Source organism: Rhizobium sp. SL42, assembly GCF_021729845.1.
Taxonomy (GTDB): Bacteria; Pseudomonadota; Alphaproteobacteria; order Rhizobiales; family Rhizobiaceae; genus Allorhizobium.
Genome location: NZ_CP063397.1, coordinates 219,967 through 242,736, shown reverse-complemented (window position 1 = coordinate 242,736; position 22,770 = coordinate 219,967). Strand labels below are relative to the sequence as shown.

Sequence of the window (22,770 nt, the reverse complement as noted above, 5' to 3'; positions counted from 1 at the left end):
GTTCGTGCCCTTGTTGGTGCTGGTCAGTCCAGCGATCGCATCAATCTGTAGAAGAGGTCTGCCGGCAGCAGGCGCTTGAGCAGCGCGCCCTGTTTCGCCGGTCGTGTCACGACGTAATGTGGGCGTGCGCGGGGCGCGGTCAAGGCATGTTGCAGGACTTTGTAGACGGCGTCCGGTCCAAGCTTGTGGCGGTTGACCGGACCGCTGCCGTCGAGCCGCGCCAGTTGCGCCCTGTAGTCTGCGGCATGCACCGAGTTTTCGAGGTCGATGTTTTCGCGGATCTTTTCGAGCGCGTTGGCGGTGAAGCGACTCTCGATCGGGCCGGGCTCGATCAGGCTGACCTGGATGCCGCTGCCTTCGAGCTCCATGCGCAGCGTCAGGCTGAGCCCTTCCAGCGCATATTTCGACGCCGTATAGGCGCCGCGCCAGCGATAGGGCAGCAGCCCAAGGATCGACGAGCACTGGACGATGCGGCCCTGGCGATGCTGGCGCATCAGCGGGATGACCCGGCGCGTCAGTTCGTGCCAGCCGAAGACATTGGTCTCGAACTGCCGGCGCAGTACGTCCGTGGAGAGGTCCTCGACGGCGCCCGGCTGGCCATAGGCGCCGTTGTTGAACAGCGCGTCGATCCTGCCCCCGGTGCGCTCGGTGACGGTGTCGACCAGCCTTGCGATGCTGTCGGTGTCGGTATAGTCCATGACAAAGGCCTCGATACCTCTGTCTTCGAGGGCTTGCATCTGGTCCGGCTTGCGGACCGTGGCGAAAACCCGCCAGCCGTCGCGTTTGAGGGCTTCTGCGCAGTAGGCGCCGATGCCGGACGAGCAGCCGGTGACGATGATGCTGGGCAAACGAGACCTCTTGTTCCTGTACAAACGGGAACGGGTTTCCCATATTCGTCGGCGCGTGACAATCGCGCCCCGCAACCAAGGAGACGGGATGCCGGCTTTCTTCCGCATGCTCTACAAGGTCAGCTACGATGCCCTCTACCATTTTTCAGAGGACGACGGCTGGGCCATGGCGAGCCATGTTGCGCTGTCGGCGCTGCTTGCGGTGTTTCCCTTCCTGATCTTCGGCACGGCACTGGCCGGCTTTCTCGGCGCGAACATGTTCGCCGAGACTGCGGTACACATCATATTCGACACCTGGCCGGAAACCATCGCCAAGCCGCTGTCGGATCAGGTGGTGGAAGTGCTGACCATTCCGCGCGGCGGCCTGCTGACGGTCTCGGTGCTGGCGGCCGCCTATTTCGCGTCCAACGGCGTCGAGGCGCTGCGGGTGTCGCTGAACCGCGCCTACCGTGTTCCGGAGACGCGGCCCTGGTACATCACGCGCCTGGTTTCCTTCGGTTTCGTGCTGGGCGCGGTCGTGGTGCTTGCCGCGATCAGCGCGCTGCTGGTCGCCGTGCCCGTCGCGCTCGCCTTTGCCGAGACCTGGTTTCCCCTGCTCAAGGAATTCCTGCTCACCGTTGCCAACTGGCGCGTCTATGGCACGATCGGCCTGCTGGTCATCGGTCTGATGGTGTTTCACCTCGGCCTGCCGGCCGGGCACCGGCGCTTCTTCGACGTGCTGCCCGGGGTGCTGTTGACGCTGGTGCTCTGGCTGGTCGGGGCGCTGGTCTTTGCCTCGTATCTCGCCAGCTTCGCCAACTATGCGGCGACCTACGCGGGCCTGGCCTCGGTGATGATCGTGCTGGTCTTTCTCTACATGGTCGGGGCGATCTTCATCATCGGCGCCGAATTCAACGCGGCGCTGCTGAAGTACCGCGTCGTGCCGTCCAGGCGCCGCAAGCCGCCGCGCTCAGAGGCCGACGAGGCGGCGGATATCGGCTGAGATCGCGCCGCCCTCGCGAAGCGTCGAAAGTGCTGTATCGCCATTGCTCTTCGACAGTTTCCGACCGTCCGGGCCGAGCAAGAGCCGGTGATGATGGTAAGTGGGGGCCGGCAGCCCGAGCAGCGCCTGCAACAGTCGGTGCACGGAGGTTGCGTGATAAAGATCCAGTCCGCGCACCACATGGGTAATGCCTTGCGCAGCGTCGTCGAGGGTGACCGAAAGGTGGTAACTCGACGGCGCGTCGGAGCGCCACAGGACGACATCGCCCCAGGCGGCCGGATCGGCGACAATCTGGCCTTTCTCGCCATCGCCTGTCTCGCTCCAGCAAAGCGCGCCGGCCTGCGCGCTGCGGATTTCTGCCAGCGCCTTGTCCATGTTCAGTCGCCAGGCATAGCGGTCGGCGGCGGCAATCCTTTGCTGACGGGTCGACGGGTCGAGATGCCGTTCCTCCGTCGGATAGAGCGGCGCACCGTCGGGATCGCGGCGCCAGATCTCGCCACGGTCCTCGACTGCTGCAACCTTCGCCTTGACCTCGCCGCGGGTCAAAAAGGCGGGATAGACGAGTTCGCGCGCAATCAGCTCGTCGAGGGCGGCGCGGTAAAAGGCGAAATGCTCCGACTGGCGCCGGACCGGCTGTTGCCAGTCGATGGCGAGCCAGTGCAGATCCTCCAGGATCGACCGTTCGAAGTCCGGGGTGCAGCGCAGGACGTCGATGTCCTCCATGCGCAACAGCAGCCGGCCGTGCATCGCCTTGGCCATATCGGCATTGGTCATGGCCGACAGCGCGTGGCCGAGATGCAGCCGGCCATTGGGGCTTGGGGCAAAACGCAGGATCGGCTCTTGGCAGATAATCGGGATCATGGTCCTACTTGGCATGAAACGGCTTGCGCAGAAAAGTCGCAAGGGCAAAAGATCGCCGTCGATGAAACCGGCCGCAGGCCGGCAAGAGGTGCAGCATGGGAAAGAGGATGGGAGATTTTCGGTGATCATCCGTAACGGGGCGGATCTGGCCTTCGGACTTGAGGCTCTGATTGCAGCCCATCCCGGCCTTCGGCCGATTGCCGATGGCTGCGGCGAATTGCCGCTGCGGCTGTCGGATGCCGATTTTTCCGGGCTGGCGTCAATCATCGTCTCCCAGGTTGTGTCGCGGGCGAGCGCCGATGCGATCTGGCGGCGGATGACCATCGCGCTCGGCGCGCGACCGACCGCCGCCAGCTACCTCGGCCTCGATGCCGCCGACATCGCCGCTTTCGGGCTTTCGCGCGCCAAGGCCGAGACGCTGCGGACGGTGGCGAATGCGGAGACGGAAGGCGGGCTCGTGTTGGCCGAGATCGCGACACTGCCGGCGCCGGAGGCCGTGCGCAGGTTGACCGCGCTGAAGGGCGTCGGCCCCTGGACCGCGGAGGTCTACCTGATGTTTTGCGGCGGCCATGCCGATATTTTCCCCGCCGGCGACGTGGCGCTCAGGATCGCTGTCGGCGATGTTCTGTTTGGCGGAAGACGACCGGAGATTGCCGAGGTCAAGGCGGTAGCCGAGGCCTGGTCGCCGTGGCGTTCCGTGGCGGCCCGGCTGTTCTGGGCCCATTATGCAGGGATCACCGGACGGGTGGCAGTGCCGCGCTGAGCACCGCTTTGATGCGCCATCATTATTGGGCTTCACAATGCTGTAACAACGGACCTAATATAGAATAGCAGATGCCGAATCGATCAGGAGAACGCCTTGACGATTGCAGTTTCGCCCCAGGCCCTGCCGGCGCTCGTTCTGAACGCCGACTACCGGCCACTGAGTTACTATCCCTTGTCGCTATGGTCCTGGCAGGACGCGATCAAGGCGGTCTTTCTTGACCGTGTGAACATCATCGCCGAATACGATCAATCGGTCTGTTCGCCGAGCTTCTCCATGCGGCTTCCAAGCGTGGTCAGCCTCAAAACCTATGTTCAGCCGACGCGCAATCCGGCCTTCACCCGCTTCAACGTGTTCCTGCGCGACAAGTTCGAATGCCAGTATTGCGGCTCGGAAGACGACCTGACCTTCGACCATGTCATTCCGCGCGCGCATGGCGGCGAAACGACCTGGGAAAATGTCGTGGCGGCCTGCTCGCCCTGCAATCTGCGCAAGGGATCGAAGCTGCCGAAGCAGGCCAGCATGTTCCCGTTCCAGAGGCCCTACCGGCCGACGGTGCAGGACCTGCATAACAACGGCCGGCGCTTCCCGCCGAATTACCTGCATGACAGCTGGGTCGACTATCTCTACTGGGATTCCGAACTGCAGCCGTGAAAACTCAGCCTTGAAACCTCAGCGTTTGCTGCGCAGCACGCCCCAGATGGCGACGGCTGCAAGTGCTGCACTGGTCAGGACGTTCCAGCCGGCAAAGGACAGGCCGAGCACGCGCAGCGTCGCTTCGGTGCAGGACGGCGCCTTGGTGGTGTTGAGTGCTTCGAGGACATTGGTCGGAGTTGCGCCACCGGTCGCGCCGATGCTGCAGCTGGCCGGGCCGTCCCAGAATTTCCACTCGACGCCAGAATGGTAGATGCCGAGGCCCATGCCGACGAGCATCAGCACGGCGATGACAAGGAAAAGGCCGCGGGTGACGACCGGCGGCAGGCGCAGCGCCGACGAGGCAAGTGCCGCAACACCGACGCCCAGGCCGATATAATAGGGATTGCGTTGCATCAGGCAGAGCGCGCAGGGCACATAACCGCCGATATGCTCAAATCCGAGAGCGGATCCGACGACGAGCGCCATGCCGAGAGTGAGGACGCCAGCGAGGGCCATGTCGGAATTGGCGAGGGAAGCGACAGCGCGCATCGGATATCCTTCAGAAGACAAATTCGACCGGTGAGGCGATTGGCACCGCAGGGTCAGGAGCAATGTGTGTGCTGCGCCGGGCAGAAGGCAAGAGAGCGGAACAACCGCACGGCGCGGCATTTCCGGTCCGGAATTCAGCGGACCGTTTTTATTCAAGCGGTCGATGGCTGTAAATGGCCGTCACGGCCGCTGTGGCATCCTGCAGTGGAACTTTCATGTGATCGCTTCAACGGGCAAAAAGGTGGTTGACCTGCTCGGTCTCCTTCGTATAGTCCGGCGCTGTCCACCCGGCGTTTGACGCTTTGTGCCCCATTGGCGGAACTGGTAGACGCGCTCGACTCAAAATCGAGTTCCGAAAGGAGTGCTGGTTCGATTCCGGCATGGGGCACCACATCACCTTCCCGATCTTGTTTTTCTGATCGTTGTGATTATTTCCCCGCGCTCTGAACGAGTGCGGGTGTGCTGCCGCGTCGACCCGCCTGCACCACGGCCACGGTTTTGCTGTGACGGCTGCGTTAGCCCGTGATTTTCTGTCGCTTGGGCAAAAGGCGAAAAATCAACTGCCTAATTCCGGGCCGGGTGCCGATTGTTGCAAATTTGCCGACACTCCCCTTAAAGATGATTAATCTAGTCATATTTTGTTGCCCGTCTGAAACTCCGTTTATATACCGGCGCTTAGCGCGGCAGGCCGCCCAGCGATACGCGTTCGCTGCTTCCCCATATCCGTGATCGCTCCCAGGTCACTTTCCGAAATTCCTCGCCTCCCGAAAAGGATCGCGCCATGACATATTCTCTCAATCAGCTCCGTCCGCATGGTCATCTTCTGAGCTCCACCATACTGGCGGGTGCCATGGCTATTGCATTCATGCCGGTTGCGGCTCTTGCGCAGGACCAGACGGATGGCACAACGCAGCTTGCGCCGATCGTCGTCAATGGGGCGAGTACGGACGCTGCCAGCGAGGACAACAATACCGTCGTTCCCAAGCGCTCCTCGTCCGCACTGAAAACCGACACGCCGCTCGTCGAGACGCCGCGCTCGGTTTCCGTCGTCACCCGCAAGGAGATGGAACAGCGCGCGGTCACCGACATGATCCAGGCAACGCGCTACAGCTCCGGCGTGACCACCGGTGCGTTTGGCTACGATCCGCGTTTCGACCAGATCTATATCCGTGGCATCGAAACGACGACCGCCGGCGACTTCCGTGACGGTCTGCGCCAGCCGATCATGACCTATGGTTCGTTCGCGACCGAAGTCTACACGCTGGACAGGATCGAGGTGCTGAAGGGTCCGGTATCGGTGATGTACGGCGCGGCGAGCGCTGCCGGTATCGTCAACCGCATTTCCAAGTTGCCGCTGGAAGAAGCCCATCACGAGGTCGAGCTGCAATATGGCACCGTCGGCCGCAAGCAGGCCGCCTTCGACTTCGGCGGCCCGATCAATGACGAATTGTTCTACCGTATGGTCGGCGTCGCCCGAGAGGGCGAAGGAAGCTATGACATCGCCGACGATCGCTATCTCCTGCAGCCGTCGTTTACCTGGAAGCCGAGCGACGACACGACGTTCACCGTCTACGGCCTGGCGCAAAAGGGCGAGACCAGCGCGAGCGCCTGGAGCTATCTCGAGGGTGATGATGTCTTCCTCTATACCGATCCCGACTTCAACAGCCAGAAGGTCGAGCAATATCAACTCGGCTATCAGCTCGAACATGAGTTCGACAACGGTCTGACCTTCCGCCAGAACGCCCGCGTTGGCGATGTCGATCTCACGGCCCACTATCTCAACCGCGTTCTCGTCAATACCGACGGCACCTGGCCGACGACTTCGGTGACGGACGACATGCGCACCTACCAGATCGACAATCAGCTCGAAGGCCAGTTCGATACCGGCAGCATTGCCCACACGCTGTTGACGGGTCTCGACTATACCTATGTCACCTCCGATTTTGCCATGGGCAGCGGCAGCGTTGCTGCGGGCACGCCCGGCTCCAGCGTGGCGATCCCTGCGCTCACGACCTTTAGCGGCAGCGACCTCAGCCAGACCGGTATCTACGCCCAGGACCAGATGGAATTCGGTAACTGGCGCGCCGTTGGCGGTCTCCGTTATGACTGGGCACATCAGGAATCGACCGACAAGGTTGCCGGAACCACTGATGTGAAGGATGACGGTGTCCTTTCAGGCCAGTTGGGTCTGCTCTACCTCTTCGACAATGGTATCGCGCCCTATGTCAGCTACGGCACATCCTTCGTGCCGTCCACGAACCTGTCCGTTACCGGTGAGGTGCTTGACCCGACGAAGGGCCGGCAGATCGAGGCAGGCGTCAAGTATCAGCCGGACGGCGAGAGCTTCTCGTTGAACGCCGCCGTCTACCAGCTGGTGGAAACCGGCAAGCCGCAATATGCCGGCTATTCGAGCTTCTACTACTATGAGAATTCGGGCGAGAACACCTATACGGGCTTTGAACTCGAAGGGCGCAACGAATTCGACAATGGCATCAGCCTGGTCGCGGCATATACCTATGCGCATGCCGAAATCACCGACAATATCGATCCGACGCTGATCGGCAATGCGCCTTCCACGGCTCCGCGTCATGTCGCATCGCTGTGGGTGAACTATGCTGTTCCGGATGACTCCGTTCTGGCGGGCCTCAGCGTCGGTGCCGGCATCCGTGCCACGAGCGATTCCTTCACCAGCGACGCCAACACCGGCAAGAATGCCGGCGCCGCCTATTTCGATGCGGCGCTGTCCTATGACTTCGGCGCAAAGTCGCCGGACCTGAAAGGCCTCTCGCTCTCGATCAGCGCGACGAACCTAGCCGACAGGCGCGAAGAGGTCTGCACCGACGGGTATTGCTATACCGGCCAGAGCCGCACGGTTCTCGGCTCGCTGAAATACAAGTGGTAACCGTCTGAAGCCCGCGTCGGCTTCTGGACAATTGCCGTCCCTTTCCTGTTCCGGCGCTCATGCGAGATGCCGGAACAGGCGTTTCCGGCGCGGCCGATGATGCGGAAACGGGCGAAATCGCCGCCTGAAATGTGTTGTGGAGCAAGCATGACCGAAAATGCCTATCATTTTCCCGGGGCCGTCTATTTCGACATGCAGCCGGCTGCGGGCGGAGAGCCCTATCGGATCTTCCTGTTCACGCCGAAGGGAGAGCCGCCGGCCGAGGGTTGGCCGCTGCTGGTCACGACCGACGGCAATGCAACCTTTCCGTTTGCCGTCGCCAGCCTGATGACGCAGGCGCCGTACCCGACCGGAACCAATGTCGAGTGGGGCGTTGTCGCGGCGATCGGATATCCCGGCGATGAACCCTACGATGCCCTGCGACGGGCATGGGATCTCGGGCCGCCGCCGATCAAAACCTATCCGCCGTATTTCGAAGGCGGGCCTCCCGTGCGCATCGGTGGAACCGGAGAACTGCTCGACTTCATCGAGAGACAATTGCTTCCGCATCTCGACGGTATCGTGAAGATCGACGCCGGCCGCCGGTCTCTGTTCGGACATTCCTTCGGCGGCCTTTTCACCCTCTACGCTCTCTTCGACCGACCAGGGCTGTTTTCCAACTGGATTGCCGCCAGCCCGACGATCTACTGGGAAGGCAGTGAAATCCTCAACAACGAGGCGCGTCGTGCAGACATGACGGGTCGCCGGAAATTCCTGCATCTGTCGGCCGGCGAACATGAGGGGGATGCGCTTGCGCCATTCCAGTCCGGCAACCCGGATGCCGGCACTCGCCTCGAGAAGAAGAAGCTCGAGCGGACGGTTGCACTGGCGCAGGAAATGGCGGAGAGGCTGAACCGCCCTCGCGACGGCATTCGCACCGCGTTCGAGATTTTCCCCGGACAGACCCACATGTCCGTCCTCGGACCAGCCGTCAATCGCGCCGTGAGCATCGCATTCGAAGTGGTCGGTCGCGACGCCTGACCGATGCCGGGCTGAAGGCTGCCTTCATTCCCGTCGCCCGACCCGGGCTGGTCGCATGGCTGGACACATTTCTCCGAACCATGATAGTCGCTTGTGCTGCGCGATGGCTGGTCAATTCCAGACATCGCTGCAATTGTTGAATTCAGGCGTTCGTCATGCGGCGCCGCCATTCTCTTGAGAGAGCACGACTATGGCAGACGAGATCAAGGCAGCAGGCAAGATCAAGGCAGGCGGCAAGAAAATTCGTATGGGCCAGGCGGTCCGCCAGGTGACGGTCGATGCCGGGCTGCTGCCGAAGGTTGCCGGCGCGCCGACTTCCAAGGTTGCAGAGGGCAAGGCTACAGGGGGCAAGGCTACAGAAGGCAAGGCACGCGTCAGCGTCGTTTCGCCTGTTACGCCGGCGGTTCTTGCCATGCGCAAGTCGATGAAGCAGCAGTCGGCGAAGGCCAAGGTCGCCAAGGTCACCGCCGCGATCGATGCGGGCAGCGTGCCTGCGGTGGAAGCCAAGGCGCTGGTGCTGGCTCATCTGGCGAAGATCGCCGGGACTTCGGCCGCTGCCGAAAAACTCTATCGCAGCCAGCATCTCGAAGCCTTCGGCGGCCGCACGCCGGCCCAGCTCGTCCGCGCCGGTGAGCTCAGGGCCCTGCTCGTGCATCTGAGCGCCGCGCTGCCGGCAACCAAGGCTTAAGCCCAGGTCCACGGCTTGCTGATCGCGGATCGCGATCTTGCGTGATTGCCATTTGACGGCCGTCTTCGAAGGATATCTTCCGCTTCGCACCTGCGCTGCAACCGGTTTGTGATTGTGCGCCTGCGAGATGGATGTTAGCAATTCCGCGATGAAGACTTGGAAAAGACGGCATGTTGCTACAGCCTAGCGCCTCCTACGAGGTGTTGCAGCGCGATTTTCGCTGGGAGATTCCGGCTGATTTCAACATCGGCCGGGCGGTCTGCGACGATTGGGCCCTGCGCGACCCGAAGCGGATCTGTCTCGAACATTTCAGTCCCGACGACCGGCATCTCTCCATGACCTACGGCGCACTTGCGGCGCAATCGTCGGCTTTTGCCCATGCGCTGGTTTCACTCGGTGTCGAGCCTGGCGATCGGGTGGCGCTGCTCCTGCCGCAATGTTTCGAGACGGTGATCGCCCATCTGGCGATCTACAAGATGGGAGCGATCGCGCTGCCTCTGGCGCTGTTGTTCGGCGAAGAGGCGCTGGAATACCGTTTGAGCAATGCCGGTGCCAAGGTCGTCGTCACCAATGATTTCGGCCTGTCGCGGCTGGCACCGATCGCAGCGCGCCTCGGCGACCTCAGGCATGTCGTGTCGATCGATCCGGCGACAGCGCCGGTGCATTGTTTTTCGGCGCTTGTCAGCCGACATCCGGACCGTTTCGAGATCGTCGCCTCCGGCCCGGACGATCCGGCGCTGATGATCTACACCTCGGGCACGACCGGGGCGCCGAAGGGTGCACTGCATGGTCACCGGGTGCTGGCAGGGCATATGCCGGGGTTCCAGCTGGCGCATGATTTTCCGCCGCAGCCGGGCGACAAGATGTGGACGCCGTCGGACTGGGCCTGGGCGGGCGGGCTGCTGAATGCGTTGTTGCCGTCGCTGCTGCTCGGTATTCCGGTCGTCTCGTCGCCGGCGCAGAAATTCGACGCGCATATGGCCTTCCGGATCATGGCTGAGATGAAGGTGCGCAATGCCTTCATTCCGCCGACGGCGCTGCGCCTGCTGCAGGCGGTCCAGCAGCCGCGCGCGCAGTTTAACCTTGTGCTGCGCAGCATCGGCTCGGCGGGTGAATCGCTCGGGCGCGAGACCTATGAATGGGTCAAGACGGCGCTCGGGATCGTGCCCAACGAGTTCTACGGCCAGACCGAGTGCAATTTCGTGCTGTCGTCGGCTGCCCGCCACGGCGTGTCGAAGGCCGGTTTCATTGGCAAGAGCGTGCCCGGGCACCGGGTGGCGATCATCGACGAGGCTGGCCAAGAGCTGCCACCGGGCGAGACCGGGCAGGTGGCGATCGCACGGCCGGATCCGGTGATGTTCCTCGGTTACTGGCAGAACCCGGAGGCGACCTCTTCGAAGTTCGTCGGTGACTGGATGAAGACCGGAGATCTCGGCCGGCAGGACGAAGAGGGTTATGTCCAGTTCTTCGGCCGCGACGACGACGTGATCACCTCGTCGGGCTATCGCATCGGACCGGCGGAAATCGAGGATTGCCTGCACAGCCATCCGGCAATCCGGCTGGCGGCGGTGATCGGCAAGCCGGACGCGCTGAGAACCGAGATCGTCAAGGCTTTCGTCGTGCTGCAGGCCGGCTTTTCCGGCAGCGACGCGTTGGCGTTAGAGGTCCGCGACTGGGTGAAGCATCGGTTGTCGATGCATGAATATCCGCGGGAGGTCGCCTTCGTGGCCGAACTGCCGCTGACCACCAGCGGCAAGGTCATCCGGCGGTTGCTGCGCGACCGGGAGATTGCTCTTTCGGCCGAGTGACCGCCGGGCAAGGTGCTCCTCAGCTGCCGAAACGACGGCTGAGGATCTTGTCGCGCAGGATGCGGGCGATGTTGCGGGTATTGCGATACATATGCAGCTGGGTGCCGACCTGGCGTACGTCGCGATCGGCATTCGACCGGAGGCCGATCACCAGGGTGCCCATGGCCTCGCGCTCCTGCCAGAAGCGGCTCATGATCGGATGGTCGGGGACCGCGCAACTGTCGGTGCGCTCGATATTGGCATCGTCGAGATGCCATTCGGTCAGGTCCGCCATCAGAAGCTTGCCCGGAGAGAAGCGGGCATAGTTCTCGTCATAGGCGGTCTTCCAGGTGTAGGCCTCACCGGCCATGATGAAGACGACCATGGAGGCGACCGCGCTGCCGTTCAGGTCGAGCGTGTGGATGCGGACCTGGTCTGCTTCGGCCAGATTGGTGATGGCCTCACGGGCGAAGGCGGCGCGCAGGCGATCGGTGATCATCGCCGAGCGCTTGCGGCCCTTCCAGCCGCTGGCCTCGAGCGCGAGGAATTCCTCCATGCGCAGGCGGATTTCCTCCGGCTGGCGGGCGACGTTGTAGCTGACCGGCCCCAGTTCGCTGAGCAGGCGGAACTGGCGGCGCATCTCGCGCAGATGGTTCTTTGCCAGGCTGTTCTGCAGGTACATCTGGCCGTCTTCCGCGCTTTGCAGCATCGGGCGCTCATAGGGGCTGGTGATGGTCAGCGGCAGTTCGCGTCCGAGCGCCACGGCCTTTGCAAGATGGGCAAAGCGGCCGTTCAGCCGAAGGTCGGGCAGCACCAGCACGCCGGGCAGCTTGGCTTCGGGCCGGGAGATTGCCTCGAACAGGTTGTCGATGGTTTCCGCGGCGCCTTCCGCATCGACCAGCGGCGTGCCGAGCGGGCCGAAGGGATTGGCCCAGACTCGGATGATCGAAGGACCGACCGAAAAGCCAGGTTTCTCGACGGAGAAGGGAAACAGCATCCGCAGGCGCGAGCGGCGCTCGTCTTCGTCGCGGATCACGGCGAGGCGCACCTGGCGTTCCTCGAGCCTCGGCATGGCCGGCGCAAGGAAGCGCGGCGCGAAGAAGACGTTGGCTTCCATGACGCGGTAGGTCAGGTGGTCGAGTTCGTCCTGCAGGTCGTAACCCATCTGACCGGGATAGATGCTGAGGTGGCGGCCCGGGCGGCCGACGGCGATCTCGGTGTCCGCACCGACGCGCATTTCGCCGCGATTTGCGAGGCTGCCGATCAGGCGATTGGCGTCGCTGTTCATGCTCTCGTTGTAGATGGGCTTTTCCGGCATGGTCAGGCAGCCCCTTTCGTCTTGTTCATCAGCGACAGCGGGTCGGCGAAGGCAAACACCACGATGCCGAGCGCATGGCGCACGGTGATATGCAAAAGGATGGCTTCGACCATGGTGGCCGCCGCCGTCGCGGTGGCAGCACCTGCCAGGCCGTACAGGGGGATCAGCGTCACGTTCAGTCCGATATTTGTCGCGAGTGCCGCGACATACAGCAGGACGCACAGCTTTTGCCGACCGGCCATGGTCAGCAGCATTTCGGCAGGGCCGACAAGGGCCTTGGCCATGTTGCCGACAAACAGGATCACCATCAGATGATAGCCGGCGGTGAAGGCCGCGCCAAAAAGCGATAGCAGGAAATTGCCGAGGACGAGCACCAGGCCGCCGACGGCAAGCGAGGGCCAGAAGCTCCAGCGGGCTGCAGTACCGGCAAAGCTTGCCAGCGACACCTTGTCGCCTGACGCCATCATCGCCGAAAACTGCGGCGTGGCGCCGGCCTTGACGGCAAAATAGACGAATTGCACCAGTGCCATGGTCTTGGCGGCGGCGAAATAGATGCCGACCTGATCGGGCGGCAGGTAGAGGCCGACGACGACCACGTCGGAATTGGTCAGCAGGAAGCCGAAGCCCTCGATCAGGAAGATCGGCAGGGCGACCCTGAACCAGGCGAGGAAATCGATCTTGCGGGCGCCCTTGTCGAAGCGCCGGGCGAGCCGGTGGTCGATGGTGAGGAACTGACCGATGGTGGTGAGATAGGTCGCGGCCAGGGCCGCCTGCATGGCGGTGGTCGCTGTCGCCGGCGCGCCGAACGAGACGGCAGCGAGCATCATGACGAGGATCAGCGTTGGTCGGATGATATAGGTCGGGCTCATCGCGGTCACCGGCCAGCTGTTGGCGCGGGCCGTGCCGTCGAGCACGTCGCCGAGCGCAATCATCGGCAGGGCGAAGAAGGCGAGGAAGAGCGGCACCATGTAATAGTGGTCGATCACCGCGCCGAAGAGATGCAGTCCGGCAAGCCCGACCAGCGCAAGCAGGCTGGCGCTGGTCATGGCGAAGACGCGGGCCGTCATGGTCAGGCCGCGGATCTCGTCATGGGCGTTGGCGGCGCGGTAGTGCGGCAGGAAGCGGATGACGGCGGTGTGAAAGCCGAGGCAGGACAGGTTGCCGAACAGGACGACCAGCACCCAGACGAAGACGAAGATGCCGTATTCGAACTCGCCCATCAGACGAGCCTGGATGATCTGCGAGACGAAGGCGATGCCGGCGCTGGCGACGCGGATGGCGAAGGCGATCAGGGCCATGCGCTGGGCGCGACCGGTTTCATCGGCGCGGGTCAGGAGGCCATCGAGTTTGCGGACGAACGGATGCAGGCCCGAAGGCAGCAACTTTTCCGCTGTCTGGAGAACTGCCATCACCGATACGCACAACTCTTTGCAAGGCTTTCGATGCGGCCGAGGATCGCAGCGGAGAGCCTGAATGATTGGTCTGACATAAAAAACGGCGGGACGATCAGGCCGCAGGCCGTCAGACGCGACGTCCGCAGAGTGGCAGAACACGGTTAAGAAACGGTTCAAGGGCCCGTCCCAATGCCAAACAAAAGGGGCGGCCCGAAAGCCGCCCCCTTGATGAAACACGTCGCTATCCCAAGCGCGTCAGGCGCTTTCGAATGCACCGTGGCAATGCTTGTACTTCTTGCCGGAGCCGCAGGGGCAGGCTTCGTTGCGGCCGATACGTCCCCAGGTCGAAGGCTGGTCGGGATCGCGGTTTTCCGGTGCGACAAAGCCAATGCCGCTGTCTTCCGCGCCTTCACCGAAGTCGTCCTCGCCGGTGGTCGCATCGATGTGATGACCTTCCATCGCCGGTGTCGTCGGGGCGGGCGGAGCATCGCGGACCAGTTCGACGCGCGACATCTGCATGGTGGCGGCATCGCGTAGATTGGCGAGCAGGGCCTGGAAAAGCTCGAAGGCTTCGGCCTTGTATTCCTGCAGCGGGTCGCGCTGGGCATAACCACGGAAGCCGACGACCGAACGCAGGTGGTCGAGGTTGACGATGTGCTCGCGCCACAGGTTGTCGATGGTCTGCAGGATGACCGAACGTTCGACATAGGCCATCAGTTCGCCGCCGAAACGCTCTGCCTTGTCGGCTGCTGCCTTGTCGGCCGCCTCGGTGATGCGGTTCAGGATGTCGTCTTCGGCGATGCCTTCCTCTGCCGCCCATACCTCGATCGGCAGATCAAGGTTGAGGGTCATCGCGACCTTCTGTTTCAGCCCCTGGATATCCCATTGCTCGACATAGGCGTGTTCGGGGATATGGATCGAAACCATGGTCTCGATGACTTCGTGACGCATATCGGCGATCGTCGAGGAAACATCGGCGGCATCCATCAGCTCGAGGCGCTGTTCGAAAATGACCTTGCGCTGATCGTTCAGCACGTCGTCATACTTGAGCAGGTTCTTGCGGATGTCGAAGTTGCGGGCTTCGACCTTCTTCTGGGCGCGCTCGAGCGCCTTGTTGATCCACGGATGGACAATCGCTTCGCCGTCTTTCAGGCCGAGCTTTGTCAGCATCGAGTCCATGCGGTCCGAGCCGAAGATGCGCATCAGGTCGTCCTGCAGCGACAGGTAGAACTTGGAGCGGCCCGGGTCGCCCTGACGGCCGGAGCGGCCGCGCAGCTGGTTGTCGATACGGCGGCTTTCGTGGCGTTCGGTGGCGATGACGTAGAGGCCGCCGGCTTCCAGCGCCTTGGCCTTCAAAGCCTGCACTTCGGCGCGGATCGCCGCTTCCCTGGCATCGCGCTCGGCGCCCGGCTCCATATCGGCCAGTTCATGCTCGAGGCGCATGTCGATATTGCCGCCGAGCTGGATGTCGGTACCGCGGCCGGCCATGTTCGTGGCGATGGTGACGGCGCCGGGCACGCCGGCCTGGGACACGATATAGGCTTCCTGCTCGTGGTAGCGGGCGTTCAGGACCTTGAAGTCCTTGAAGCCGGACTTGCTCAGCATGTCGGCGAGCAATTCGGACTTCTCGATCGAGGTCGTGCCGACCAGAACCGGCTGGTTGCGCTCGCTGGCAGCCTTGATCTCGGTGATGATCGCCTTGAACTTTTCGTCGAAGGTCCGATAGACCTCGTCATCCTCGTCGATGCGCTTGATCGGCAGGTTGGTCGGGACTTCGATGACTTCGAGACCGTAGATGTTGGCGAATTCCTCCGCTTCGGTCGATGCCGTGCCGGTCATGCCGGCGAGCTTCGCGTACATGCGGAAATAATTCTGGAAGGTGATCGAGGCCAGCGTCTGGTTTTCCGGCTGGATCTTGACCTTTTCCTTGGCTTCCAGCGCCTGATGCTGGCCTTCCGAGTAACGACGGCCCGGCATCATGCGGCCGGTGAACTCGTCGATGATGACGATTTCGTCATTGCGGACGATGTAGTCCTTGTCGCGGCTGAACAGCTTGTGGGCCTTGAGCGCGTTGTTTATGTGGTGGACGATCGCGACGTTCTCGACGTCGTACAGCGATTCACCCTTGAGCAGACCAGCCGCGCGCAGAAGGTTTTCGAGCTTTTCGGTGCCTTCCTCGGAGAAGTTCGCCGAACGCTGCTTTTCGTCGATCTCGTAGTCTTCGGCATTGAGAAGCGGGATATAGGCGTCGATCGTGTTGTAGAGATCGGAGCGGTCGTCGAGCGGGCCGGAGATGATCAGCGGGGTGCGGGCCTCATCGACGAGGATCGAGTCCACTTCGTCGACGATCGCGTAGTTGTGGCCGCGCTGGACCATCTGGCCGCGCTCATACTTCATGTTGTCGCGCAGATAGTCGAAGCCGAGCTCGTTGTTGGTGGCGTAGGTGATGTCGCAGGCGTAAGCCGCGCGGCGCTCGTCGTCGGTGATGCCGTGGACGATGACGCCGGTCGAGAGGCCGAGGAAGCCGTAAAGCTTGGCCATGGTCTGGCTGTCGCGCTTGGCGAGGTAGTCGTTGACGGTAACGACATGCACGCCCTTGCCGGCGAGCGCGTTGAGGTAGACGGCAAGCGTTGCCACCAGCGTCTTGCCTTCACCGGTCTTCATTTCGGCGATCGAATTGTCGTTGAGGATCATCGCGCCGACGAGCTGTACGTCGAATGGTCGCATGCCAAGAGCGCGGCGCGAACCTTCGCGGGCGACGGCAAAGGCCGGGACGAGAATGTCGTCCAGGGTCTTGCCCGAGGCCAGAAGCTGGCGGAATTCATCGGTCTTGCCGGCCAGTTCACTGTCGGAAAGTGCCTTCATGCTCTCTTCCAGCGCAGCAATCTGGGCGATGCGCGGCTGATAGGAACGGACACGACGCTCGTTCGACGAGCCGAAAATTTTGCGCGCAAGTCCACCAAGACTGACCATATCGATGGTCCTTTCTGACCTTCGTCATATCGTTAACACGCCCGAATGCTTCACTTTCGTCCAAGCATTTAGGCGCCGTGCCTCCAGAAACTACTCTGGACGCGAGGTTGCGTGACAGATAAGAGGGGGGTCGAATGATGTCAACGGCGCAGGCGCGTGCCAAAGGCCTGCGAATTACGGGCATCGGACAATTTTTTGCCCGATTCGAGCGGTCTTCAAACGGTTCACCATCCGAAAGGTCTTTCATGCTTCGCGTTAATAAGTTTCTGCTTGCCGCCTGTGTCTCCCTCGTTGCCCTCCACGGCCCGGTGTTTGCCGAGGATGTCGTGGTTGCCAAGGTCGGCACGCTCGAGATCACCCAGTCCGAACTGGATCTTGCCATCGCCAACCTCGATCCGCAGCTGTCCCAGCTGCCGGACGAGCAGAAGAAGGTTGCGGCTCTTTCCGGTGCGATCGATGTCAAGCTGCTGGCCAGCAATGCCGCCGCTGCCGGTCTCAAGGACGATCCGGAATATGTCCGCCGCATGCAGTTCATCGCCGATCGCGAGCTGCACAATATCTATTTCAAGAAGAACGTCGTCGACGCCGTGACGGAAGATGAAGTCAAGGCGCGCTACGAGAAGGAAATCGCAGCGCTTCCCAAGCAGGACGAGATCCGCGCCCGCCACATCCTGGTGAAGACCGAGGAAGAGGCCAAGGCAATCATCGCCGAACTCGATGCCGGCAAGGATTTCGTCGAGCTGGCCAAGGAAAAGTCGACCGACCCGAACAAGTCGGAAGGCGGCGACCTCGGCTATTTCGTCAAGGGCCGCATGGTTCCGGAATTCGAAGAAGCCGCATTCGGCATGGAAAAGGGCAGCTATTCCAAGACCCCGGTGAAGACGCAGTTCGGCTTCCACGTGATCAAGCTGGAAGACAAGCGCGAAGCCGCGCCGCCGAAATACGAGGAAGTTGCCCAGCAGGTTCGCCAGTTGGTGATGCGCGACAAGTATCTCGAAGTGATCGAGAAGGCCAAGGCCGACCAGAAGATCGAGATCGTCGACGAGACCCTGCGCAAGGGCTATGAAGACGCAAACAAGCCGCAGGCCCAGCCGCAGCCGTAAGGCGTCGTTTGTTCTCCAGAAAAAGGCCCGCAGATTGCGGGCCTTCCACTACAGGCCATGATCATGTCTTCCAGCATTTCTCCCCTTGCTCCGAAATCCTATGCCGACATGCCGGTAATCCGCGGTGTGCGGATGGCCACGGCGGCGGCCGGCATCAAGTATAAAAATCGTACCGACGTGCTGTTGATGGCGTTCGACAAGCCGGCCAGCGTTGCCGGCGTGTTCACGCGATCGAAATGCCCTTCGGCGCCGGTGGATTTCTGCCGCAAGAACCTGGCAGCGGGCGTGGCGCGCGGCGTCGTGGTCAATTCCGGCAATGCCAACGCCTTTACCGGCATCAAGGGCCGGGCGGCGACCGAACTGACCGCAAAATCTGCAGCCGCCGCGCTTGGCTGCGACGAGAGCGAGATTTTCCTGGCATCGACGGGTGTCATCGGCGAGCCGCTCGACGCGACCAAGTTTTCCGGCGTGCTGGGCCAGATGGCGCAGGACGGGACCGGGGATTTCTGGCTCGAGGCGGCCAAGGCGATCATGACGACGGATACCTATCCGAAGGTTGCGACGCATAGCGCCAAGATCGATGGCGTCACCGTGACGATCAACGGCATCGCCAAGGGGGCCGGCATGATCGCGCCCGACATGGCGACGATGCTGTCCTTCGTGGTTACCGATGCCGATATCGCGGCCCCTGTCCTGCAAAGCCTGCTGTCGGCAGGTGTCGAGCCGAGCTTCAATTCGATGACCGTCGACAGCGATACCTCGACCTCGGACACGCTGATGCTGTTTGCCACGGGTGCGGCTGCCGAGGACGGCCAGCGCCGGATCGAGACTGCGGACGATGCGGCACTTTCAGGCTTTCGCGATGCGCTGAACGCGCTGCTCAAGGATCTGGCGATTCAGGTGGCGCGCGACGGCGAAGGTGCGACCAAGATGCTGGAAATTACCGTGACCGGCGCGGAAAGCGATGCGGCTGCCAAGACGATCGCGCTGTCGATCGCCAATTCGCCGCTGGTCAAGACGGCGGCTGCCGGCGAGGATGCCAACTGGGGCCGTATCGTCATGGCTGTCGGCAAGGCTGGCGAGGCGGCAGACCGCGACCGGCTGGCGATCTGGTTCGGCGATGTACGCGTTGCGGTCAACGGCGAGCGCGATGCCGGCTATTCGGAAGAAGCCGCGTCGAACGTGATGAAGGGGCAGGACATTCCGGTGAGGGTCGACCTCGGTCTCGGGAATGGCTCGGCGACCGTGTGGACCTGCGACCTGACCAAGGAATACGTGGCCATCAACGGCGATTACCGGAGCTGATCGCCGGCATGCTCGCAACTGTACCCGACCAGAATCTTCCCCTTGTCCGCCGCCTCGAAGCGGTCGGTTTTCGCGCATGGCCGGCAACGAGCGTCGTCTATGACGGCAGCTGGCAGGTCCGCCTGACCGGCAGCCATCCGTCCAAGCGGCTGAACTGCATCGTCGCGCTCGACCCGTCCGACAGCCGCGACATCGGACTTCGTATCGAAAAAGCCGGTCGTCGCTTCGAAGCGCATGGCCGTCCGCTACTGATCCGCCAGACGCCCCTGTCGCCGAAGCCGATGATCGACTTCCTGGTAGCCGACGGCTGGGAGCGTTTCGAGGAGGTGCTGACGCTGACCTGCGACCTTTCGCAGATCGATCTACCTGATACGCTCGACCATCTTCCGACCCATGATATCGGCCGCTATGTCGATGCCGATATCGCCGTGCATGGCGAAGACCCGGCGTTGAAGCCATCGCTGGCCGAGATCATCAGTGCGATCAAGCCGCCGACCGGCCTGTTCGTCATCGAAGATCCGCAGGACGGGCCGATCGCGACTACGCTCTGCGTGCAGGACAACGACCTTGCCGGGATCATGTCGCTTGCGGTGCGCGCCGACCGGCGGGGCAAGGGGTTCGGCATCGAGGTTCTGACATCCGCGCTGCGCTGGGCCCGCATCGGCGGCGCTCGTACGGCCTGGCTGCAGGTTGTCGCCGACAACGCTCCGGCCCTGGCGCTCTATGCCAGGATGGGGTTCGAGGAAGCCTATCGATATTACTACTGGCGGAAGGTCGAGGCATGAGCGAGACGCCGAGACCGATCCTGCTTGTCGCCGCCTGCGCGCTGGTCGATGCCGACAACCGGATCCTGCTTGCCCAGCGCCCAGAGGGAAAGTCGCTTGCCGGCCTGTGGGAATTTCCGGGCGGCAAGGTCGAGGCCGGCGAGACGCCCGAGGAAACCCTGGTGCGTGAGCTCGACGAGGAGCTGGGCGTCCAGACCAAGATTGCCTGTCTGGCGCCGCTAACTTTTGCCAGCCACACGTATGAAACATTCCATCTGCTGATGCCGCTTTACATCTGCCGTCGCTATGAAGGCATCGCGCATGGACGCGAGGGGCAGGCGATCAAGTGGGTGCGGGCCAATGCGCTGCGCGACTATCCCATGCCGCCCGCCGACGAGCCGTTGATCCCATTCCTTCAGGATCTGCTGTGAGCGCCGCATATTTTCCGCAGCGTTCTTAATACAAAGTTTATAACCCTCGGGCAAAACTGATCGCTGTTCATGCGTCATGCGTGTGTGGAGCGTCATATGGCAAACGAAGATTTCTGGCGGGTGGCCCGGTCCAGAGAACGGTCTTCGGTGAAAACCGGAAGAACCGGAGTTCTCAATATCGCCCTGCTTTTCGGCACGGCTGCGATCGCGCTTTCGCTTGTTGTCACGCCGATGCTTGCCGACAAGACCGAAAAGAAGACGCTGGCCTTTCAGCCGGACGAATACGACATGATGAGCACCGGCTCCATTCCGAAGGCTGATGGCGGAAAGCGCTATACGATCCGCCGCAGCGTGCTGCAGGAAACGCCGGGTTCGGTCTGCATCATCGATGGCTTCGGCCAGCGCTGTTAAGGCAAATAGGTTCAATCAGGCTCGCCTATGTGGCCGAGGTCCGCGTTCTACTGGAGCGAAGATGCGTTTGTTCAGCAGGTTTATCTCGGATCGCCACGGCGCCACCGCCATCGAGTACGGGCTGATTGCCGCGATCATGAGCGTCGCTCTGATCAGCGGCTATGGGGCGTTCTCCAATTCGCTGCAGAACACGTTCGGCGTCGTTGAAGACAGCGTCACAAACGCTGGCAACTAGCCGCATTTCCGCTTTTCCCAGCATTGCCAGGGTTCTTTAGCCGGGTTCTCCGCTCCCGGATTCATCCGTCTCGTGGGCTGCCTTGCGATTCGGATCGAGGGCTTCGGCGAGGCGCATCTTTGCCGAGCCCGGCTTGAGCGGCTTCTGCTGGCTCTCATGCGGCGCCCAGCCCGAAACGAAGATCATCGAAAACGTCGCCCGAATGCGTCCGTCCGGATCGGCGTAGCGTTCGGCATAGAGCTCCGCTGCCCGCAGGAAGAAGCCTCTCGAGAGGGGTTTCCGGCTGCGCCCGATCAATGGATTGGCCATGCCCATCGCTCTCAGATCGCGCATCAAGGCAAAGAGGTTGTCGTAGCGGACGGTGAAGCTTTCCTCGTCGATGACCGGCAGGGCAAATCCGGCGCGCTGCAGCAGCGAGCCGACGTCGCGGATATCGGGAAAGGGGATGACCCTTGGACTTGCGCCGCCATAGAGCTCGGTCTCGGCGGTGAGCAGAACGTCGCGCAGTTCGGCCAGCGTGCCGGCACCGGGAATGGCGGCGAGCAGAAGGCCGTCGGGCTTCAGGGCGCGGCGCATCTGGATGAGCATGCCGGGCGTGTCGTTGGTGAGATGCAGCGACAGCGGCGAGAGGATCAGGTTGGCCGATTCCGCGGCCAGCGGGACGCTTTCGAAACGCGCCGTCGACAGGCTCTGGTCCGGTTCGGCGAATACCGTACTGGTTTCGATCCGATCCAGGCTGTCGATCTTGCCCGTCGCCAATGCGGCCCTTGCCGCGACGCCGGTCGCGCCGAACAGTTCGACGGCCCTTTCGAAATGGCGCTCGACCAGAGCCAGCCGGTCTGCCAGTTCGCGGCCGGCGAGATCGAGGAGGAAGTCGCTGCCGGTCGACGCGCGGGTTCGCGCCTTTTCGCGATTGGCAGTGATCAGGCCTTCGTCGAAGAGCGGGTTCATGCGGCAATTCCCTGTAAGATTCCGGTCTGGCCAAGGGCGCGTATCACGCCTAAAGTCAGGTCATGCTGGCTCACATAGTGCAGAAAACGCTCGCCGTCAGCCGGGAAAGTCCCCGGGCGCTGGCGGTTGGGCTATTTGCGCTGTTTTATCCGCCCTCCTGTGCGCATTGCCATGCCCGCACCGCGCGCCATGCGGCCTTGTGTCCGCCCTGCTGGAGCCGGTTGCCGTTCATCGAACGGCCGTTCTGCGAGGTGTTCGGGACGCCGTTTGCCCATGATCCCGGCGATGGCATGGTATCGGGGGAAGCGATCGCCCATCCGCCGGTGTTCGACCGCTTGCGCTCGGTGGCCCTTCATGACGGGATTGCGCGCGATCTGGTGCATGACCTGAAATATCGCGATCGCGGCGATCTGGCGCCGATGATGGCGGGCTGGATGGCGCGGGCCGCGGCCGGCGAACTGGCGCTGGCGGATGGCATCGTGCCGGTGCCCCTGCATCGAACCCGGATCTTTCGCCGGATGTTCAACCAGTCGGCCGAACTCGGCCGCCACCTTGCCGCCCTTACAGACGTCGCCTTCCTGCCGCAGGTGCTGGTGCGGCGCAAGCGGACAGAGCAGCAGGTCGGCCTAACGGCCAATGCCCGGGCGCTGAATGTGCGCGGGGCGTTTGTCGTGCCCAAGGAGATGCAGGACAGGGTGTTCGGCCGCCGCCTGATCCTGATCGACGACGTCTATACCACGGGCGCGACGGTGAGTGCGGCCACCACTGCCCTGAAAAAGGCAGGGGCCGCGGATGTCACTGTTTTGACCTTTGCAAGGGCTGTGTCCGGGCCTATATGAGGGCAGCATT

Annotated in this window: 21 protein-coding genes and 1 tRNA gene; 15 read left to right on the top strand and 7 right to left on the bottom strand. The window is 62.5% G+C overall.

Translation table 11 applies throughout. The features are described 5' to 3' along the window. Window positions 1-23: 23 nt before the first annotated feature. Window positions 24-848 (bottom strand): SDR family oxidoreductase, encoded by an 825-nt coding sequence (locus IM739_RS01015; RefSeq protein ID WP_237369429.1) that lies wholly within the window; start codon window positions 846-848, stop codon window positions 24-26. Window positions 849-936: 88 nt separating this feature from the next. Here IM739_RS01015 and IM739_RS01010 point away from each other — a divergent pair, with 88 nt between their 5' ends. Next, window positions 937-1,830 (top strand): YihY/virulence factor BrkB family protein, encoded by an 894-nt coding sequence (locus IM739_RS01010; protein WP_237370930.1) that lies wholly within the window; start codon window positions 937-939, stop codon window positions 1,828-1,830. On the opposite strand, the gene gluQRS is transcribed toward IM739_RS01010, so the two are convergent. Further along, window positions 1,798-2,691, bottom strand: a complete 894-nt coding sequence (gene gluQRS, locus IM739_RS01005) for a tRNA glutamyl-Q(34) synthetase GluQRS (RefSeq protein ID WP_237369428.1) — start codon at window positions 2,689-2,691, stop codon at window positions 1,798-1,800. The two genes, IM739_RS01010 and gluQRS, sit on opposite strands and share 33 nt — an antisense overlap. A 121-nt stretch (window positions 2,692-2,812) precedes the next feature. On the opposite strand from gluQRS, the gene IM739_RS01000 reads away from it, so the two are divergent. Next, window positions 2,813-3,454 carry a DNA-3-methyladenine glycosylase family protein gene (locus IM739_RS01000; protein ID WP_237369427.1) on the top strand — a complete coding sequence of 214 codons (642 nt, stop codon included), beginning with the start codon at window positions 2,813-2,815 and terminating at the stop codon, window positions 3,452-3,454. 96 nt (window positions 3,455-3,550) lie between these two features. After that, entirely contained in the window at window positions 3,551-4,108 is a 558-nt protein-coding gene (locus IM739_RS00995; RefSeq protein ID WP_237369426.1) for an HNH endonuclease, read from the top strand. 18 nt (window positions 4,109-4,126) lie between these two features. On the opposite strand, the gene IM739_RS00990 is transcribed toward IM739_RS00995, so the two are convergent. Further along, window positions 4,127-4,639: a disulfide bond formation protein B gene (locus IM739_RS00990; RefSeq protein ID WP_237369425.1), complete on the bottom strand. Its 513-nt coding sequence runs from the start codon at window positions 4,637-4,639 to the stop codon at window positions 4,127-4,129. A gap of 306 nt (window positions 4,640-4,945) precedes the next feature. Here IM739_RS00990 and IM739_RS00985 point away from each other — a divergent pair. The 5 genes from IM739_RS00985 (at window position 4,946) to IM739_RS00965 (ending at window position 11,057) form a co-directional block, all read left to right on the top strand. Further along, window positions 4,946-5,030: transfer RNA gene (locus IM739_RS00985), tRNA-Leu, on the top strand. A 390-nt stretch (window positions 5,031-5,420) separates the two neighbouring features. Beyond that, window positions 5,421-7,541: a TonB-dependent siderophore receptor gene (locus IM739_RS00980; protein ID WP_237369424.1), complete on the top strand. Its 2,121-nt coding sequence runs from the start codon at window positions 5,421-5,423 to the stop codon at window positions 7,539-7,541. Between the two features lie 147 nt (window positions 7,542-7,688). Beyond that, window positions 7,689-8,561 (top strand): alpha/beta hydrolase, encoded by an 873-nt coding sequence (locus tag IM739_RS00975; RefSeq protein WP_237369423.1) that lies wholly within the window; start codon window positions 7,689-7,691, stop codon window positions 8,559-8,561. A 190-nt stretch (window positions 8,562-8,751) separates the two neighbouring features. Then, a complete protein-coding gene (locus IM739_RS00970; protein ID WP_237369422.1) occupies window positions 8,752-9,249 on the top strand; it encodes a hypothetical protein in 498 nt (165 codons plus the stop codon). A gap of 170 nt (window positions 9,250-9,419) precedes the next feature. Further along, window positions 9,420-11,057 (top strand): AMP-binding protein, encoded by a 1,638-nt coding sequence (locus IM739_RS00965; protein WP_237369421.1) that lies wholly within the window; start codon window positions 9,420-9,422, stop codon window positions 11,055-11,057. Between the two features lie 19 nt (window positions 11,058-11,076). Here the strand turns inward: IM739_RS00965 and IM739_RS00960 are convergent, their stop codons facing one another. The 3 genes from IM739_RS00960 to secA form a co-directional block, all read right to left on the bottom strand. Next, a complete protein-coding gene (locus tag IM739_RS00960) occupies window positions 11,077-12,324 on the bottom strand; it encodes a GNAT family N-acetyltransferase (protein WP_442981112.1) in 1,248 nt (415 codons plus the stop codon). A gap of 32 nt (window positions 12,325-12,356) precedes the next feature. Next, window positions 12,357-13,763, bottom strand: coding sequence for a lipopolysaccharide biosynthesis protein (locus tag IM739_RS00955; RefSeq protein WP_237369419.1), 1,407 nt, complete (start codon window positions 13,761-13,763; stop codon window positions 12,357-12,359). A gap of 240 nt (window positions 13,764-14,003) precedes the next feature. After that, entirely contained in the window at window positions 14,004-16,721 is a 2,718-nt protein-coding gene (gene secA / locus IM739_RS00950; RefSeq protein ID WP_237369418.1) for a preprotein translocase subunit SecA, read from the bottom strand. A gap of 245 nt (window positions 16,722-16,966) precedes the next feature. Between secA and IM739_RS00945 the strand changes: the two genes are divergently transcribed. From IM739_RS00945 to IM739_RS00920, 6 genes are all read left to right on the top strand, one after another. After that, a complete protein-coding gene (locus IM739_RS00945; protein ID WP_237369417.1) occupies window positions 16,967-17,824 on the top strand; it encodes a peptidylprolyl isomerase in 858 nt (285 codons plus the stop codon). A gap of 63 nt (window positions 17,825-17,887) precedes the next feature. Beyond that, window positions 17,888-19,129 carry a bifunctional glutamate N-acetyltransferase/amino-acid acetyltransferase ArgJ gene (gene argJ / locus IM739_RS00940; protein ID WP_237369416.1) on the top strand — a complete coding sequence of 414 codons (1,242 nt, stop codon included), beginning with the start codon at window positions 17,888-17,890 and terminating at the stop codon, window positions 19,127-19,129. Between the two features lie 8 nt (window positions 19,130-19,137). Further along, window positions 19,138-19,914, top strand: coding sequence for a GNAT family N-acetyltransferase (locus IM739_RS00935; protein WP_237369415.1), 777 nt, complete (start codon window positions 19,138-19,140; stop codon window positions 19,912-19,914). Further along, the gene (gene mutT, locus IM739_RS00930; protein ID WP_237369414.1) at window positions 19,911-20,324 is read left to right on the top strand and encodes an 8-oxo-dGTP diphosphatase MutT; all 414 of its coding nucleotides are present in this window, start codon (window positions 19,911-19,913) and stop codon (window positions 20,322-20,324) included. The genes IM739_RS00935 and mutT overlap by 4 nt, the downstream gene beginning before the upstream one ends. Before the next feature lie 96 nt (window positions 20,325-20,420). Continuing rightward, the gene (locus tag IM739_RS00925) at window positions 20,421-20,735 is read left to right on the top strand and encodes a hypothetical protein (RefSeq protein WP_237369413.1); all 315 of its coding nucleotides are present in this window, start codon (window positions 20,421-20,423) and stop codon (window positions 20,733-20,735) included. A 61-nt stretch (window positions 20,736-20,796) separates the two neighbouring features. Continuing rightward, complete coding sequence (locus IM739_RS00920) at window positions 20,797-20,970, top strand: Flp family type IVb pilin (protein ID WP_237369412.1); 174 nt, start codon at window positions 20,797-20,799, stop codon at window positions 20,968-20,970. A 36-nt stretch (window positions 20,971-21,006) separates the two neighbouring features. Here IM739_RS00920 and IM739_RS00915 read toward each other — a convergent pair whose 3' ends face one another. Continuing rightward, window positions 21,007-21,921: a methyltransferase domain-containing protein gene (locus IM739_RS00915; protein WP_237369411.1), complete on the bottom strand. Its 915-nt coding sequence runs from the start codon at window positions 21,919-21,921 to the stop codon at window positions 21,007-21,009. Between the two features lie 62 nt (window positions 21,922-21,983). Between IM739_RS00915 and IM739_RS00910 the strand changes: the two genes are divergently transcribed. Beyond that, window positions 21,984-22,760 (top strand): ComF family protein, encoded by a 777-nt coding sequence (locus IM739_RS00910; protein WP_237369410.1) that lies wholly within the window; start codon window positions 21,984-21,986, stop codon window positions 22,758-22,760. The last annotated feature ends 10 nt before the right edge of the window (window positions 22,761-22,770 follow it).